The 16,851-nt window shown below is 68.3% G+C and carries 12 protein-coding genes; 6 read left to right on the top strand and 6 right to left on the bottom strand.

Going from position 1 to position 16,851, the window contains the following annotated elements:
• Positions 1 to 36: 36 nt before the first annotated feature.
• Both CYFUS_RS20110 and CYFUS_RS20115 read left to right on the top strand, forming a co-directional pair.
• A complete protein-coding gene (locus CYFUS_RS20110; protein ID WP_095986697.1) occupies positions 37 to 2,430 on the top strand; it encodes a glycosyl hydrolase family 18 protein in 2,394 nt (797 codons plus the stop codon).
• A 156-nt stretch (positions 2,431 to 2,586) separates the two neighbouring features.
• Positions 2,587 to 3,630: a PKD domain-containing protein gene (locus tag CYFUS_RS20115; protein WP_095986698.1), complete on the top strand. Its 1,044-nt coding sequence runs from the start codon at positions 2,587 to 2,589 to the stop codon at positions 3,628 to 3,630.
• 29 nt (positions 3,631 to 3,659) lie between these two features.
• On the opposite strand, the gene CYFUS_RS20120 is transcribed toward CYFUS_RS20115, so the two are convergent.
• Together CYFUS_RS20120 and CYFUS_RS20125 are read right to left on the bottom strand one after the other, a co-directional pair.
• The gene (locus CYFUS_RS20120; RefSeq protein WP_095986699.1) at positions 3,660 to 4,553 is read right to left on the bottom strand and encodes a DUF6607 family protein; all 894 of its coding nucleotides are present in this window, start codon (positions 4,551 to 4,553) and stop codon (positions 3,660 to 3,662) included.
• Positions 4,554 to 4,791: 238 nt separating this feature from the next.
• The gene (locus CYFUS_RS20125; RefSeq protein WP_095986700.1) at positions 4,792 to 5,046 is read right to left on the bottom strand and encodes a nucleotide disphospho-sugar-binding domain-containing protein; all 255 of its coding nucleotides are present in this window, start codon (positions 5,044 to 5,046) and stop codon (positions 4,792 to 4,794) included.
• Between the two features lie 23 nt (positions 5,047 to 5,069).
• Here CYFUS_RS20125 and CYFUS_RS20130 point away from each other — a divergent pair, with 23 nt between their 5' ends.
• On the top strand, positions 5,070 to 5,546 hold the full coding sequence (locus CYFUS_RS20130) for a hypothetical protein (RefSeq protein ID WP_232537668.1): 477 nt from the start codon (positions 5,070 to 5,072) through the stop codon (positions 5,544 to 5,546).
• A gap of 53 nt (positions 5,547 to 5,599) precedes the next feature.
• On the opposite strand, the gene CYFUS_RS20135 is transcribed toward CYFUS_RS20130, so the two are convergent.
• The 3 genes from CYFUS_RS20135 to CYFUS_RS20145 form a co-directional block, all read right to left on the bottom strand.
• Positions 5,600 to 7,930, bottom strand: a complete 2,331-nt coding sequence (locus CYFUS_RS20135; RefSeq protein WP_095986701.1) for a PQQ-dependent sugar dehydrogenase — start codon at positions 7,928 to 7,930, stop codon at positions 5,600 to 5,602.
• Positions 7,931 to 7,997: 67 nt separating this feature from the next.
• Positions 7,998 to 9,257, bottom strand: coding sequence for a phosphatidylserine decarboxylase family protein (locus CYFUS_RS20140; protein WP_095986702.1), 1,260 nt, complete (start codon positions 9,255 to 9,257; stop codon positions 7,998 to 8,000).
• A gap of 222 nt (positions 9,258 to 9,479) precedes the next feature.
• Entirely contained in the window at positions 9,480 to 10,145 is a 666-nt protein-coding gene (locus CYFUS_RS20145; RefSeq protein WP_095986703.1) for an arylesterase, read from the bottom strand.
• A gap of 92 nt (positions 10,146 to 10,237) precedes the next feature.
• On the opposite strand from CYFUS_RS20145, the gene CYFUS_RS20150 reads away from it, so the two are divergent.
• Together CYFUS_RS20150 and CYFUS_RS20155 are read left to right on the top strand one after the other, a co-directional pair.
• On the top strand, positions 10,238 to 10,951 hold the full coding sequence (locus CYFUS_RS20150) for an ABC transporter ATP-binding protein (protein ID WP_232537669.1): 714 nt from the start codon (positions 10,238 to 10,240) through the stop codon (positions 10,949 to 10,951).
• Positions 10,948 to 13,476 (top strand): ABC transporter permease, encoded by a 2,529-nt coding sequence (locus tag CYFUS_RS20155; RefSeq protein ID WP_095986705.1) that lies wholly within the window; start codon positions 10,948 to 10,950, stop codon positions 13,474 to 13,476. The genes CYFUS_RS20150 and CYFUS_RS20155 overlap by 4 nt, the downstream gene beginning before the upstream one ends.
• Positions 13,477 to 13,519: 43 nt before the next feature.
• Here the strand turns inward: CYFUS_RS20155 and CYFUS_RS20160 are convergent, their stop codons facing one another.
• On the bottom strand, positions 13,520 to 15,220 hold the full coding sequence (locus CYFUS_RS20160; protein WP_095986706.1) for a VWA domain-containing protein: 1,701 nt from the start codon (positions 15,218 to 15,220) through the stop codon (positions 13,520 to 13,522).
• A gap of 235 nt (positions 15,221 to 15,455) precedes the next feature.
• On the opposite strand from CYFUS_RS20160, the gene CYFUS_RS20165 reads away from it, so the two are divergent.
• The gene (locus tag CYFUS_RS20165; protein WP_095986707.1) at positions 15,456 to 16,835 is read left to right on the top strand and encodes a hypothetical protein; all 1,380 of its coding nucleotides are present in this window, start codon (positions 15,456 to 15,458) and stop codon (positions 16,833 to 16,835) included.
• Positions 16,836 to 16,851 lie beyond the last annotated feature (16 nt).

A 16,851-nucleotide genomic window follows, 5' to 3' on the forward strand; every position in this document is an offset into this window, starting at 1 on the left:
GCCGCTTGACCAGACATCGTGCATTGCGGAGGCGTTATGCGGCGTCGTGCGTGTGGTTTGTCCGCCACGGTGGCGGCCATCCTGTTTCTTGGAACTGCCTGCGGTGAGCATGACGCCCCCCCGCTGGCGAAGAGCGAGAGTTCGTTGGCCGCGGCCTGCTCCGAGTGGGCCGAAGGGACGAGCTACACGGCCGGGCAGGTGGTGACCTACCAGGGGGCGACGTACACCGCACGGGTGGCCCACACCGCACATCCCGGGGCCAATTGGAATCCGAGGGATACGACTACTCTCTGGCAGACAGGAGGGAGTTGCGGTGGAGGAAGCACGGACGGAGGTACAGGCGGAGGAACTGACGCTGGCACCGGCACTGACGCTGGTACCAGCACGGCCACACCCTGGGCCGCCAACACGCAGTACGCGGTGGGCGACGTCGTCTCCTACAATGGCGTGAAGTACCAGTGCATCTTCGCCCATACTTCCGGGCCAGGCTGGGAGCCGCCCAATGTCCCCTCCCTGTGGAAGGTGGCTCCGCCCGACACGGGAGGAGGCGGCCCCACGACGCCCTTCTGCGCACCCGCGTGGGTGGCCACCAAGATCTATGCGAAGGGGAAGGTCGTCGGATACGACAGCAGGGCCTATCGCGCCCTGGCCGACGTGCACGGAATCAGGCCCGACGACACCGTCTACAACATGTGGCAACTCGTCGGCGTTCCGGATGCGGCCCTGTGCCCGGTGTCCATCCCCAACACCATCGATTACGGCCAGCCGTCGGTGGTGACGGGCAACGAGCGCGCGGGCAGCGTCGCGCCTTCGGGACCCATCGGCGCGGCCCACCCGGTCTCCGGCACCGGCACCGGTGGCACCCGGGGCGGTATCGATCCCTCGAAGGATCCGGGTGGCAACCACCCTGGCTTCGACGCGGACACGGGCGCGCGTGTCTCCAAGCTTCCTCCCGGGACCCTGCCACTCCAGCACAATGTGTATCAGCTGAGCGCCGGACAGGAGATCGTCGAGTACCTCGGGGACTGGGCCATCTATGGCCGTCGCTTCGACTTCAACAAGCTGCCGGTGAAGAACGTGCACCGGCTCGTCTACGGGTTCGCGGGCATCTGCTTCCCGGCCGCGAAGAACACGCAGGACCCGGGCTTCCCCACCACCGCGCCCGCGGCGGTCAATCGGACGTGCAAGCAGAGCAACCTGCCAGACGGTGCGATGGCCGTCGCGGACTTCGAGGCGGCCTTCCTGCGCGTTCTGCCGGGCCAGACCGGAGGCAAGGTGACGGGCACGGAGCCCATGTATGACCTGGACCCGAAGGACGTGGCGGGCGTGTTCGGCGTCCTCTACAAGCTGCGTCAGGAGAACCCGCACCTGAAGTTGGATCTGTCGGTGGGCGGGTGGACCCTGAGCGAGGGCTTCCCGTGGATGGCGTACGACCCGACGCGGCGCAAGGCGTTCGTGGACTCGGTGGTCCGCTTCCTGGAGCAGTTCGACTTCGATGGCATCGACATCGACTGGGAGTACCCGGGCGCGGACGGCGCGGTGCCCGGCATGTCCCGTCCGGATGATCCGCAGAACTACCTGCAACTGTTGAAGGAACTGCGCGCCGGCATGGACTGGCTGAGCAGGAAGACCGGCAAGCAGTATCGTCTCTCCAGCGCCATCGCGGCGATCCCGAGCAAGCTGACGCTCATCAACTGGGCGGAGACGAGCAAGTACCTCGACCGCCTGTACCTGATGACGTACGACTTCTCCGGTGCCTGGGAGCGCCAGTTCAGTCACCACACGCCGCTGCTCACCAACCCCAACTTCAAGGATGCCCAGGGCAACACCGCGCCCCTGTCCGTGGACGCGGCGGTCCGGACGCTGAGGCAGGCGGGCGCGCCGGCGAACAAGATCATGATTGGCATCGCCAACTACCACCGCGCCAAGGCCATCAAGCCCGGAGACATCACCGAGTACACCCACGGCCTGAAGGGGAGCTCCACCTTCGGCGACCTGAACGCCACGGGCGTCGGGCTCGTGCTGGGCGTTGCCGGCGTCGGCTCGTGGGAGGCCGGCGTGCTGGAGGGCTATGACCTGTATCAGAACTTCCTCGACAAGGACCTGAAGCCCAAGAACGGCTACCACCTCTACACGGACAAGGCCTCCAACGCGGACTACCTGGTCAACCCGCTCGGCTCGTTCATCACCCTCGAGACGCCGCGCACCGTGGCGCTGAAGGCCGCCTACGCGAAGGCGAACGGTCTGGCTGGCGTGTTCGGGTGGCAGGTGGAGCAGGACAACGGCTACAACCTCAACGCGCTCAACCACGTGCTCGGCAACGCGTTGGTGAGCAACCTGTCGGACGCGAAGCCACAGGACCAGATCGCGGTCTGCGGTGAGAACGTGACCGCCGCGGAGTGCGCGCAGCTCAACCAGGGCATCAAGTAGTCGCCCTGTGCCCTCGTGCACACGACGGGCGTGGCGTTGTTACCGACTTCACAGGGCCAGCGAACCTTTCCTTGCCCGGGAGCGTCCTGGCGCGGGTCCGGCATAGGATGGTCGCTGGCACCGGACTCGCGAGTGGTGCCCGAACAAGGAAGAGTCATGCACACGCTTCAGCCGACCCCGCCCTCGTGGCGGCCATCGCGGAAGTCGTTCCACGCGCTCCTGCTCCTGAGCCTGGGGTGGAGCGGATGCGGGCTGTTCGGTCAGAACTCCCCGGAGGACCAGAACCAGGCTCCCTCCCTCACCCAGGTGACCGCCACGCCGGCCTCCGTCAACGAGGTCGCGAGCACCACCCTCGCGGTGACCGCCACCGACCCGGACGGGGATCCGCTCACCTATACCTGGACACAGACCCCCGCCACCCCCGTCGGCACCTTCGGCACCGAGACCGGGTCGAGTCGCACGTGGACAGCGCCCGCCGTGCCGGCCGACACGACCTTCACCCTGCACGTGACGGTCTCGGATGGGAAGGACGGCACGGCCGAGGGCTCGGTGGACGTGGTGGTGAAGAACGTTCCCACCGTCAACCGCCCCCCCACCGTGGATGCGGCCATCACCGCGCCTGGCTCGGTGATCGCGGGTGACACCGTCAACCTCTCCATCGGCGCCACGGATCAGGACGGGGACATCCTCACCTATGCCTGGACGGTCGATCCGGCGGGTGCGGGCACCTTCACCAACCCCACGGCCGCCGCCGCGCAGTGGCGCTCCGGCGACCTCGCCGCGGCGACGAGTTACACCTTCCAGGTCACGGTGTCCGACGGGCACGACTCGGTGACGCGCTCGGTGAACGTGGAGGTCACCCTCCCTTCATATGCCAGGGACATCCAGCCCATCTGGAACGCGCAGTGCACGAGCTGTCACAACAGCGGCACGGCGACCCGCGGAGGGCTGAACCTCGATGCGGGCAAGTCCTGGGCTTCCATGGTCAACGTCAAGAGCAACAATGCGCCCTGCGTCAGCACCAACCTCGCGCGCGTGCTGCCGAAGCAGCCCGACGACTCGCTGCTCGTGAAGAAGCTCATCGCCAATCCCCTCTGCGGTACCAGGATGCCGCAGGACAACCTGGCCTACTTCGACGAGCACCCCGGCGAGCTCACCCGCATCCGCTCCTGGATCCTCGCCGACGCGCCCAACAACTGAGCCTCGGCGCACGCTGGCTGGGAGGTTGTCTACTCGCCAGGGGGAGCTGCCCTGGCACTCACCGTGGTTTCGAGGAAGCGCTCGATCGCCGCGCGGATCCGCTCGCGCCGTTCGGAGGCCGCCGTGTGCTCGAGAGCGAAGAGGTGTTCGAAGCGCGGCTTGCCGTCGACGCTGTCCCGCAGGGTGAAGCGCGGGTGGGATTGGAAGAGGGTCCGCCACTCATCACGGACCTCGCTCCAGAAGCCCTGTGTCTGTTTCCAGGCGGTGCTCGTCTCGGTGGAGGCCGTGTCGGCCGGCTGGCGTGTGTAGAGATTGAGTCCGTGCTCTCGTGCCAGCGCATGCGGGGTGGGGCCGAGCGCCACCTTGAGGCTGTCCTGCTCATGCACCCATCCCGTGGGCGTCAGGGCATGCCGGTTGGTGGTGACGAGCACGTCATAATCACCGCGCTTCGTGTACTCGCGGCGAGGCAGGGGCCGCCACGTCTCCTCGGACTGCCAGGCGGAGACGCCATGGGCATGGGTCCACCTCCCATGGCCCTCGTACCGGGGCCCATCGTCCACCTCGTACACGGCCTGACTCCACGTGCACGCCACCTCGTGAGGCGCCAGAACGCGGCGCTCCCATGTCCGATGCCCGCGAAACTCCAGCAGCGTGGTGTCCTCGAAGGTCCAATCCTGCCGCCAGTGCTTCAGGGTCGCGCGCTTGCCGTCCCGCTCCATCATCAGGACATGCTGGAGCGACACCTTCCGGGGCGTGTCCTCCAACACCTCCACCCACTCCGTCGCGCTCGCGCGGTAGGGCGCGTGGAGCGTGTAGCCCTCGCTGAATCCCACTGTTTCGTCGAAGGCGAACTCGACCCGGTAGTTGCCCGCCATCTGGAGGATGGCGGCCCGATCCCGCTCCGGGTCGCACGCGGAGGACACGGGGTGTTCTCCGCTCCCGGCGGAGACTCCGGACCGTGAGGCACAGGCCAGGGTCAATGACAGTGTGGACAGGGCGAGGACGACACGCCAGGGCCTTTCCTGGCGCGGCCACGAGGGGGCGGCGGACGGCGGCATGCTCGGTCTCCTGGGTCAGGGACGAAGTGACGGTCTCCTCCTAGTTGAAATCGATTATCAAAGTCAATTTCACAGTGTGGGTGTTCGTTGTGTGCGGGAGGCGTCAGGTGAGCGCGGCGAGCCGCTCGACCATGTCATGCGGCGTCGGGAGTCCCGCCATCTCCTCCTGGACGGCGCGTGCTGTCGCTCGGAGCGCGGCGTCCTTCAGCACCCGCTCGAGCGCCGCCTCCACGGGCTCCCGGTTCTCTGGAGTGGGGGAGAGCGACACGGCCAGCCCGCGCCGTTGGGCCGCCTCGGCGTTGTCCGGCTGGTCCGCGCCCTGGGGCAGGATGAGCTGGGTCACGCGCTTGTTCGGCACCTGCTTCGACTACGTCTGCCGCTATGAGCCGGACGGACACCGTGCTGGATCTGTTCTACGACTACGAGACGACCACGGGCCTGAGCGCCGAGGGAGCGCAGCGCGCGCTGGAGCGCTACAACAAGCTCAAGCGCGCGCGGGGCGTCTACATGCACGGGCACTGGATCGATCGCGAACACCTGCTGCTGCTGCTCAGCCGCTACGGGCGCGCGGAGCTCAAGAAACAGCTCTCCGAGGTGGAATCGGCGATCCGCCAATACACCGCCGCCGAGTTGCTGCGTGGGTATGCGTTCGACACGCCCCAGGGCAAGCGCCACTTCGTGGTGAACCGCCACCTGCGGCGCGTGTGCATCACCAACGAGGACGCGGTGCGGATCGTGAACTGGCTCAGCCTGAACTCCAGTGTCGAGGATCTGCTCGGCATCTACCCGGCGCTCGAAGCAGCGCTCGAGCCCGTTTTCGAGGACGTGGAAGAAGAGGAGATGAAAGAGGCGTCCTGAGCCGAGGCGTAGAGCCGGGGGGGCCCGCACGAGGCAGGCGTGGGCCCGCCCTCCTATGCGTTGCTCGCCCGCCTTCGGCGCAGCATCGCACCCAGGACCAGCCCTCCCCACGCCAGCGCGCCTCCAGGGCCCACGCCACAATCACAGCCCCGCGGGTCTTCCGCCGCCACAACCACCAGGACCTGGAAGGACTGTTGCGCGTCCGGAAGGACCCCGTTGCTCGCGCTCACCGTCATGTCCACCGTGCCCACGCTCTCCGGCGTCCAGACGAGGACGCCGGTGCTGGAGTCGATGACCGGGCCCGCCACGCTGCTCGTCAGCGAGAACGAGGGAGCGGGCAGCCCGTCGGCCACCACCTGATAGCGATACGAGACACCCACCACCGCGGAGGTGCCAGGCGTGGACGAGATGACCGGGGCCACGGCGTCATTGTCCCGAACGGTGACGGACACCGTGCGCGCGTCCCCTCCGGCCAGGGCCAGGGTGAGCGTGGCGGAGTCCGCCAGGTAGTCCACGTCCTTCGCGGCCGCCACGGTGACGGTCTGCGGAGTGCTCCAGTTGGCCGGGCTGAAGGTCAGGGTCGTGGCGCTGGAGACCCTGACATCCGCATCCCCCTCGGTCCGCGCCACCGTGAGCGAGACATTCCTGGAAGGGGCCTTGGAGAGCGCCACCGTCAGGGATGCGGTCTCCTCCTCGTTCAGCGTCAGGGCCGTGGAGGACAGCACCAGGCGCGCCGTGTTGTCGTCGATGGACACGACCTGGACCGTCTCGGGGCTCAGCCCGGGTGCGGACACCGTGAAGGCCGCGCTGTCCGCCGTCACGTCCGCGTCGTCGGCGGCGGCGAGGGTGACGCGCTGAAGCTGGTTCCAGTTGGCCGGTGTGAAGGTGAGTTCCGCGCCGTCCACCACCGTCAGATCCGCGTCGCCCGAGTCCCGCGCCACGCGGACGGTGACCTCCGCGGTGGGCGCCTCGGCCAGCCTCACCGTGAACACGGCCCTGCCGCCCTCGACGAGTGTCACGTGCAGCGCCGAGACGAGGAGCTTCTGCCCGGACGCGGTGGGAGAGATCCGCCGGAGGCTGCCCGAGTCGACCCCCACGACATACAGCGCGCCATCCGGTCCCACGTCCATATCCACGGCATGGGTGATGCCGCTTGCCCATGCATCCACGGTGGCCACCGAGCCATCCCCGGCCAGCGTGGCTCGCACCAGCCTTCCGGATATGTAGTCCCCGAAGAGGAAGTTGCCGCGGTAGTCGCTCGGAAAGAGCGTGGAGTCATAGAAGGTCCCGCCCGTCAGGGCGCTTCCCAGGGACTGCGTCGTCGCGGTGCCCCCGCCACTCGTCGCATCCACTCCCGCCTGCACCGCTGTCCACGTCGTACCGCTCGGGACGCTGGACACGTGGAGTTCCCCGTTGAAGCTCGGGTCCGTCACGCCGGCCACGGTGATCTTCTCCCCCTTGCGGAAGCCGTGGAGCGCCGTGGTGGTGAAGGTGACGCGGCCCGCGCTGCGCACGGCGCCACCCGCGGTGATGTTGCGCGTGTCCACGCCGTTGGTGCGGTACTTGATGACCGGGGTGATGAACCCCGCGGGCTGGTTGTTCTCGTAGCTGTTGTAGCCCGCATGCTCCCCTCTCCTCGTCACGAAGATCTGCTCGTAGTCCGTTCCGGGCGTGTTCACCCACAGCGCCCCGGTGCCCGGTTGGAAGGTGAAGGTAAAGGGGTCGCTGAAGCCGCGCGCCCAGATGTACTCGCTGTTGGGGCCCACCCCATCATTGAAGGGATTGTCATTGGCGGGAGTGCCGTCCAGATTGGCCCGGCTCACCTTGGCCGCCATCGAGGTGAGATCCGCGTTCACGCCCGCGCCCGTGCCCAGATCCCCGATGGCCCAGTACAGCTTTCCATCCGGGCCGAAACCAATTGCTCCGCCGTTATGGTTCTGCGTGGCGGTCGGCAGGTTGTCGACGAGCACCGTGTGTGCCGTGCCCACTCCGTTGGCGTCCGTATAGCGGACGATCTGCTGCTTGGATCCGATGGCCGTGATGAACAGATAGACGTAGCGGTTGACGGTGTAGTTCGGATCGAACGCAATTCCGAGGAGGCCACACTCCTCGGAAGTGTAGACGCTCTCCGTGGCGAACACGGAGGTGACCAGCTTCGAGTCCTGCACGACGAGCGCCCCATCGCGCATCGCCGCGACGAGCACCTGGCCGTTCTTGTTGGTGATGAAGAGCCGCCCCGAGCCATCGGGTGCCCAGGCCAGTCCCGTCGCGGGGGTCAGAGCCGAAGAGGTGTACGCCGTCTCCTGGAAGCCGGTGGGGACCGCGGCCAGCACGGGAGACGCCAGGAGCCCCAGGAGAAGCAGATGCGAGCGGAACGAGAGCATGGCGCCATTGTACGCGCTCGAATCACCGGTGGGGCTGTCACGTCTCGAGGGGACGCCGCGATCGCCGCTACAGCGCGATCGCGATGTTCTGTCTCACCTGCACCACGTTATCCAGCTTCTCGCCAGACCCGCTGGAGCCGTCGCTCAACGTGGCGTTGTCCGTGATGTAGAGAGAAGAGATCTTCGACCGGTCGAACAGCATGCAGCAGGTCGACCCACCGAATGCGAAGTGGCCGATCTCGGCTCCTCGTTGCACCGAATCGCCTTCCTTGACTGTCGCGATGCACGAGGACACCTCCGTCAGCCCCACGAAGATCATGGCGATCTCTCCGATGTCTGGATTTTCGGGTTGGATGAAGACGATCGTCCGGGTGTTGACGTGGCTCAGGAAGGGGAACGATGCCGCGTAATCCTGGTTCGGGGCCGGCTGCGCGAAGAAGTATCCCGGGACCGTTCGCACCTTCTTGATCTTGCCCGTCACGGGCGAGTGCCACCGGTGGTAGTTGAAGGGCATCAGGACGATCTGCACCGCCAGCCCGTCGACGAAGGGTCGCAGCAGGGGGCTGTCGGCGCTCTCGGCGAGGAGGTCCGTGAGGTAATACTGCTCGCCCTTGATCTCGAACGCGGCCTCGCGTTGCACCTGCTTGGAGATCTTCCAGACCTGCCCGTCCACGGGGCTGATCAGCACCTTCCCCGTGGGATCGGGCGCCAGGGGGCGGCTGGCGTCGAAGTCCTTGAACTTGCGGATGAAGAACTCGTTCCAGGACTTGAATCCGCCGTGCGGCGCGGCGGGATCGTAGACGTACTCGTCCAGGCTCAGATACTTGCTGGCCTCCGCGCTGAGCCAGTTCCCGTAGGAGTCGTTCAGGTAGGCGAGAGAGGCGGGCGTCTCCAGTTTGGCGTGATACGCTTTCAGGATCTCGGCGAAATAGGGCCGGACCGCCTCGTTGGTGAAGAAGGCCCAGCCGTAGCTGTTCTCCATGAAGGGCTGCAGGACCGTGTAGAACGGCAGCGCGGCCATGAAGTTCGAATCGTACCTCGGAAGGCTGTTGAGCGCGTTGTTGAGCTGCTGAAAGAAGTCCTCCGGCGTCTTGATGTTGATGGGGTTCTTCTGGTTGGCCTCGTCCAGCATGCTCCCGATGTAGATGCGGAGGAACTCGTTCTCCGGGCGTTTCACGTACTCGGCCAGTGCCCGTACGGAGGGCGCGAGCTCTTCGCGACGTTTGCGAGGACTCTCCGCGAATAGCCGGTTCGACTCCTCGGCCCTCAACGCCGACTGGGCGGGCGATACCTTGGAGAGAAGTTCGAAATAAGAGACTCGCTTCATGGGAAAGCACCTTTCATGGGAAGAGTGGGGCTGGGGTCGGTTCGCCGAGATCCCTCCTCTGGTGTCTGGATGAAAGCCAGCATCGTCATGCGGCGCTGGCCTTGGTCTTCGGTATGTTGTTGACAGTTGAACAGGGCGAGGTGCCTGATTCGGGGAGCGTTCACCTTCGCGAGCAGAAGGACACAGCCGCGGGCCTCGAGGGACCAAGGGGCGCGAGGGCCCTCACTTCAACAGCGGGGCCAGCGCGGGCCAGACATGGTCGCGCAGCTTGGGCTGCACGGCGGCGACGGGGTGGATGTTGTCGGCCTGGAAGGAGGCGCGGTCCATGGCGATGGGCTCCAGCAGGAACGGGAGCAGGGACACCTTGTGCGCCTCGGCCACGGCTCGGTAGTTGGCCGTGAAGCCCTCCGTGTAGGCCTTTCCCAGGTTGGGCGGCATGCGCATGCCCACCAGCAACACCCGGGCTCCAGAGGCCTTGGCCGCGCTCACCATCTTCTCCAGGTTGGCCCGGGTCTGCTTGAGCGGCAGGCCCCGCAGCCCGTCGTTGCCGCCCAGGGCGATGACCACCACCGCTGGCTGGTTGCGCGTGAGCTCTCCTTCGATTCGCGCGGCTCCGCCCGCGGTGGTTTCTCCACTGACGCTGGCGTTCACCACCCGCCAGCCAGGCGTCTCCTTGGCCATCCGCTCGGCCGTCAGCGCCACCCAGCCCTCCTCCGGCGCGAGCCCGTAGGCGGCGGACAGCGAGTCCCCCATCATCAGCACCGTCCGCACGGGCCCGGCCTCCGCGACCGGTGCTCCCAGCGTGGCCAGCCCCATGGCCAGTATCACCACCAGGTAACCGAGCACACCGACGATCCGGGTGCGCTCCCTCATGTATTCTTGGCTCATCCGCTGCAACTCCTCCGGGCCGCCGTTACAAGCCTGCTCCGCGAGCAGACGCTCCCCTGACAAACAACTCGAATATGCCCCACGATCTCGCGATGCACATCAAAGTCCAGCCCGACCCGCGGCGGTTGGCCCTCCAGGTGTCGGAACTGGGCAAACGCGTGTCCCTGCCGTCCGGCGCGCTCACCATCCTCGAGGGGGTGGGCTTCTCCATCTCCCATGGAGACACCGTGGCCATCGTCGGCGCCTCCGGCTCGGGAAAGAGCACGCTGCTGTCGCTGATGGCCGGGCTGGACACGCCCAGCAGCGGGAGCGTGCTGTTGGACGGCGAGCCGCTGTCCGCCCTGGACGAGGACGGCCGTGCGCGCGTGCGCGGTGAGAAGGTGGGGTTCGTCTTCCAGAGCTTCCAGTTGCTGCCCTCGCTGACGGCGCTGGAGAACGTGATGCTGCCGCTCGAGCTGCGCGGAGACGCGGACGTGGAGTCGCCCGCCCGGGCCATCCTCGGGAAGGTGGGGCTGGGGGAGCGGCTGGGCCACTACCCGCGCCAGCTGTCCGGCGGAGAGCAGCAGCGCGTCGCCCTGGCGCGCGCCTTCGTCACCCGTCCGGCGGTGCTCTTCGCCGACGAGCCCACCGGCAACCTCGACACCCGCACCGGCCAGGCCATCGTCGAGCTGCTGTTCTCGCTCAACGCGGAGGCCGGCACCACCCTGGTGCTCGTCACCCATGACGATCACCTCGCGGCGCGCTGCGGGCGCAGGCTGCGGCTCGACGGGGGCCGACTGGTCACCGAGGAGCGGCAAGCGTCATGAGACTGCTCAAGATGGCCTGGCGCCAGCTGCGCCGTGACTTCGCCGCCGGAGAGCTGCGCATCCTCCTCGCCGCCCTGGTGCTCGCGGTGCTGGCCGTGACGGCTATCGGCTTCGTCACCGACCGCGCCGAGCGCGCGCTGGCCCTCGAGGCCAACCGGCTGCTCGGCGGAGATGCGGTGGTGCTCGGCGACACGCCCCTCGAGGGGGTGGTGCGCGAGGCGGCGAAAGCGCCCGGGCTGCGGAGCACCGAGACGCAGGAGCTGCCCAGCATGATCCGGGTCGGCGACGCGGACGATGAGCGGCTCAAGCTCGGAGAGCTCCGGGCGCTCGGTGAGGGCTTTCCCCTGCGGGGCCGCTTCCGCATCGTGGACTCGGTGGACGGCCCCGAGCGCGACGCCACGGGCATTCCCGAGCGCGGCAGCGTGTGGCTGAGCCGCGCTGGCGCGGACGCGCTGGATGCCAGACTGGGGGACATGATTGGCATTGGCGAGTCGCAGTTGCGGCTCTCCGCGCTGGTGGTGCAGGAACCGGACGCGGCGATCGACTACTTCAACATCGCGCCCCGGGTGTTCCTCCACCTCGCCGACCTGCCCGCGACGGGGCTGGTGCAGGAGGGCAGCCGGCTGCGCTACCGCCTGGTGGTCGCCGGAGAGCCGGACGCGGTGGAGCGCTTCGTGCGCACCGCGCGTGAGGGGCTCGCGCGTGGCCAGCGCCTGGAGACGGTGAAGGACGCGCGTCCGGAGATGCGCTCCGCGCTCGACAGGGCCGACCGCTTCCTGGGCCTGGCGGCGTTGGTGTCGGTGGTGCTGGCGGCGGTGGCCGTGGCCATGGCGGCGCGCCGGCACAGCGAGCGGCACCTGTCGAGCACCGCGGTGATGCGGTGTCTGGGCGCGAGCCAGCGCACGCTGGTGGCCACCCACGGTGGCGAGCTGCTCCTCGCCGGCCTCATCGCGAGCTCCCTCGGTGTCCTGCTCGCCTTCCTCGTGCAGTGGCTGGTGGGCAGGTGGCTCTCCGAAGCGCTGAAGCTGGACATTCCGGCGGCCGGCTGGGTGCCGGCGATGCAGGGGTATGGGGTGGGACTGGTGGTCCTGCTGACCTTCGGTGCGCCCCCCATTCTCGCGCTGCGCCGGGTGCCCGCGCTGCGCGTGTTGCGCAGGGACCTCGACCGCACCGAGCCGAGCTCCTGGCTGGTGGGGCTCGCGGGCGTGGCGGGGTTGACCGCGCTGCTGTGGTGGAAGGCCGGCTCGGCGGGGCTGGCGTCCGCGATGCTCCTCGGCATCGTCGCCACGCTGGGCGTGCTGGCCGCCCTGGCGTGGGGGCTCATCTCCGTCGTGCGGCGGCTGCGCTCGCGGCTGCGCGGGAGCTTGCGCTACGGGCTGGCCAATGTGAGCCGGCGCGCGGCCACCAGCGTCGCGCAGGTGTCGGCGCTCGGCCTGGGGCTGATGGCGTTGCTGCTGCTCACCTTCGTGCGCACCGATCTGCTCGACCGCTGGCAGGTGGCGCTCGCCAAGGAGGCCCCCAACCGCTTCATCGTCAACGTGCAGGAGGATCAGCTCGAGCCGGTGCGCGCGTTCATGGCCGAGCGGGGGTTGCCCGCGCCGGACCTCTTCCCCATGGTGCGCGGCCGCCTGGTGGCGCACAACGGCGAGCCGGTGAAGGCCACGCCCGCCGAGGGTGCCGCCAACACCGAGGAGGAGCGTCGCGGGCAGCGGCGGAGGGATCGCGAGTACAACCTCTCCAGCGTCACCACGCTTCGCGACGACAACCGCATCTCCGCGGGCACGTTCTGGGGACCGCGGCGCCCGGAGAAGCCGGAGCTCTCCGTGGAGGAGGACTTCGCCTCCGCGATGGGCTGGAAGCTCGGAGATCGCGTGGCCTTCGACATCGCGGGCCAGCGGCTCGAGGCCACCGTCACCAGCCTGCGCGAGGTGGAGTGGGAGAGCTTCCGGCCGAACTTCATCGTGCTGGTGTCGCCGGGCTCGCTCGCGGGCTATGCGGCCAGCTACATCACCGCGATGCACGTGCCCCCCGAGCGCACGCGCTTCACCGCGGAGCTGGTGTCCCGCTTCCCCAACCTCTCGGTGGTGGATGTGGATGCGCTGCTCAAGCAGGCGCGCGACACCGCGGACCAGGTCTCCACCGTGGTGGAAGTGGTGTTCTACTTCTCGCTGCTCGCGGGCCTGCTGGTGCTGATGGCCGCGGTCAGCGCCAGTCAGGACGAGCGCCTGCTGGAAGGTGGCGTGATGCGGGTGCTGGGCGGCAGCCGCCGGCAGTTGCGGCTCGCGCAGGCCTCGGAGTTCGCGGCCATTGGCCTCTTGTCGGGCCTCACCGCGGCGTTCGCCGCCTCCCTCCTGGCCGGAGTCATCGCCACGCAGGTGTTCGAACTGCCATGGCAGGCGGACTGGCGGCTGGTGGGAGTGGGCGGCGGGCTGGGGGTGCTCGCGGCGGTGAGCGCGGGCATGTTCGCCACCCGGCGGGTGCTGGACGCGCCGCCCTCGGTGACGCTGCGCGAGTTGCAGGGCTGAGCGCGGGGGGCTCGGCTCCTGGCCAGTCCCCTCATCCCACGTCTCAGAAGAAGGACGCCATGTCCCGGTACACCTGGACGATGTCCTCCACGCCGCCCTTCGCGCTGGAGCCCCTGGCCGCCTCGGCGATGCGCTCGAGCACCTTGCCCTCGGCGTCTTCGCCGTAGGCGATGGTGAAGATGCGCACCGGGTTCTCCCCGCTCGAAGTGCTCAGGCCCTGCTCCAGGTCCCCCAGCGTGAGGGTGCTGCTATCGTCCATGCCGTCCGTCATCACCACCACGGCGTGGATCCTTCCCGGCTCCTTCCGCGCCCGCTCCCGAGCGAGCTTGTAGGCGGTCTGGGTGGCCGAATAGAGGGCGGTGCCCCCGTCGGCGATGATGTTGTCGACGCGGCCGAGCAGCTCCGCGCGGCCCTTGCCGAGCACCATCGGCCCCAGGGGCGGGTACACGTTGTTGTCGAAGAGGACGAGCGTCACCGCGTCCCGGTCCGACAGCGATTCCAGGAAGCGCTTCGCTCCCACCTTGGCCTCGGCCAGCGGGCGGCCCGTCATGCTGCCGGACTTGTCGAAGACGAAGGTGACGTCCGTGGGCTTCTTCGTCTCGCGCCACACGGCCAGCAGCTTCTCCAGCACGTTCGCGCCGGGCACCTCCAGCAGCGTCCGCGGCTGCTTGGGATCCGCGCCGTGCGCCGCGTCCACCGGCGCGGTGATCGCCACCGACGGGTCCGCCGGACGGAAGCCCAGCGCCAGCGCGCGCTCCTGTGCCGGCCGCGCCTTGAGGAAGGCCAGGAAGGTCCGCGCCGCCTCGCGCTCCTCGGGGCCCACCCAGTCCGCGTCCAGCACCGCGTACGGATGATCCGACCAGAAGGTACCCTCCACCGGGTAGATGGATACCAACGGGAACGGCGCGTCCGTCTGCTTGCCGTGGGATTCGATGACCAGGTTCTCGTACAGCACCGCCGCCGACAGGTAGTCTGGCCCCCGCCGCAGCATCTTGTCCGAGAAGAAGCCGGTGGACTTGCCGTAGTGCACCACCGTGCCCTCGATCTCCGTCATCAGCGCCTTCGTCTTCTTGCTCTCCACGTCCGCCACCGTCAGCCCGCGCGTCTTGCCCGAGCCCGCGTAGGCCTCGGCCAGCACCGACAGCAGGCCCGAGTTGGAGGAGTCCGGGTGGGTGTGGCCCAGCTTGAAGCGGCCCCACTCGGGGTGCCCGTATGCGCCCCAGCCCCGCTTGTCCGCCGCCACCTTCATCAGGTTCGCCCAGCCCAGGGGCCTGCCCGGCCAGCCCAGCGCCTGTGCCATGGGCTTCCACATGGCGATGACGATGGGCGAGAGCAGCAGCGGCTCTGCCTCGTTCACCACGGGTGTCGTCCCGCCCCTGGACGTCATCCACGCGTTGTTGAGCAGCGGCAGGTACACGCTGGAGGCCGGGCTGTAGACGTGCGCCTGGAGCTTGCCGGAGACAATGTCCTGCACCGCCTCGCCCGAGCCCATCGCCTGGCCCTCCACCCGGATGGGCCGGCCCGACTTCGTCTTCGACCCGCTCCGCTCGAAGGCCCGCGCCTGCTCCTCGAACCAGCTCTTCTTCTCACTGCCGTAGGCCACCGTCAGCACCACGGGCCGCCCGCCGCTCGCCGCCTGGGGCTCGCGCGTGGCATCGGGTGCACTGGGAGTCCCCTGGCTGGACTCCTTGCAGGCAGCCAGCAGCATCACCACCGCGAGCACTCCCCACCGCAGCTTCCACATCCGGACGGTCCTCCCCTCGGGCACCTTCGCCACGACTGTGTGACGCAGCGCCGCCGCCCCCTCAACCGTCCACGACTCAACTCACCTGCTTCTCGCACTCGCGTGACCGGTTCGTCACACGGTGGGGCGGGCGTCGAGTCCGATCCCCTGTCCACGAGGACGACTGCGGGAGTCACTCCAACGACGTGACTTTTCCGGTCATCTCCGGGCCCCGGAGCTGGTAGCGTGAAGCGCCATGGACTCCAAGTCGGATGATGACAAGGTGGTGCCCTTCCGCAGGCGCCATGCCTCCCGCTCCATGGAAACCGGGCACCCGGGCCTCGAGCCCGATGCGCTCTATGTCTTCAAGCTGGGACCCCTGGAAACGCAGGAGGGCCGGTGCTTCGTCTATTTCGCCCTGCGAGGGGATGGGACAGCCCACCATCCGGAGGTGGCGGAAGGCGACGCCAGGGGACTGGCCCGGTTGGCCCCCCATTTCCCGGGGCACCGTCTCTACTGTGAGCCCCGGCTGGCGCGCGCTGGGGCCTCGTATGGTTTCGTCTCTCGCCCCGTACCTCGGGAGCTGTTCCCGTTACGAGCCATGATGGCGCTCTCCACGCAATGGGGTCCGCTGGGTCCGAAGGATGTCCCACCCGAGTTCTTCCCGCGGCTCCTCGAGGCGGCCGGTGCCCTGTGGCGGGCTCGACCCTGGGAACTGTGGACGAACATCGAGGTGCTCACGCTGCGGCTGGAGGGCCCCGTCCCTGGCTGGCGCGAGCTGTGCGTGCTGGGCAATGGGGGCGAGGAGTTCGGCTTCGCGCTCTACGAACAACCCGGCTCCATCATGCGCCTGGGCCAACTCCCGGAAGTCGAACGCATGAAGCAGTCGCTCCACCAGGAGTGCCTCGCCCTGATCTTCGAGGAGGAGCCCGCCTGGGTGCGCGCCGAGGTTCGCCGGCTCGCCGGCCTTCCCATGTTTCCCTCCCCACTGCGCTTGTCGGGTGGAGGCTTCGTCCCCCTGCGCCGGGAGGATCTGTTGACGCTCCTCGCGCTCACCCGAGCCCTCGCACGGCTCTCGCCAGAACAGCTCGAGCTTCGAGAAGAGGCGTCGTTGGGTGGGCTGCGCGTCAGTGCGCACATCCGCGCCCACGTGCCACTCTTCACCGCGAGGCGTCCCCCGCCCGTGTCTCCGCCGAGGCGTCCTCGGCCTGTCGAGCCGGGTACCGTGCCTCCGCCCCGGGTACCACCCCCTCCCCATCGCAAGATTTCCCAGACGCTCATCTCCTTCGTCGAGCCGCTCATTCCAGAGCCCGAGGAGCTGGACCCCGAACAATTCATGACAATGCTCGAGTTGGCGGTCACCACCTGGAACGCGGTGGTGTTCGACACCTGGGAGCCTGGGAAGGACAGGGTGGAGGCCACTCGGGCCGCCCTTCGGTCGCTTCAGGGGAAGGTGCGCGAGCTGTTGCTGCCTTTCTTCGAGGCCCTGGTGGAGCGCAAGCGAAGCGGTTTCCCGGAGGATCCCCGGTTGATGGGCGGACTGCAGGTCCACTGGACCCAGGAGGGAGAGCCGCGTCTGCGGTTGCAATGGCGCCTGCCGGGAGCCCCCGCCCCCCGAAGGGGGTCAGACGATTGACACCTTGGTCTCGATG

It is taken from the genome of Cystobacter fuscus (genome assembly GCF_002305875.1).
Taxonomy (GTDB): Bacteria; Myxococcota; Myxococcia; order Myxococcales; family Myxococcaceae; genus Cystobacter; species Cystobacter fuscus_A.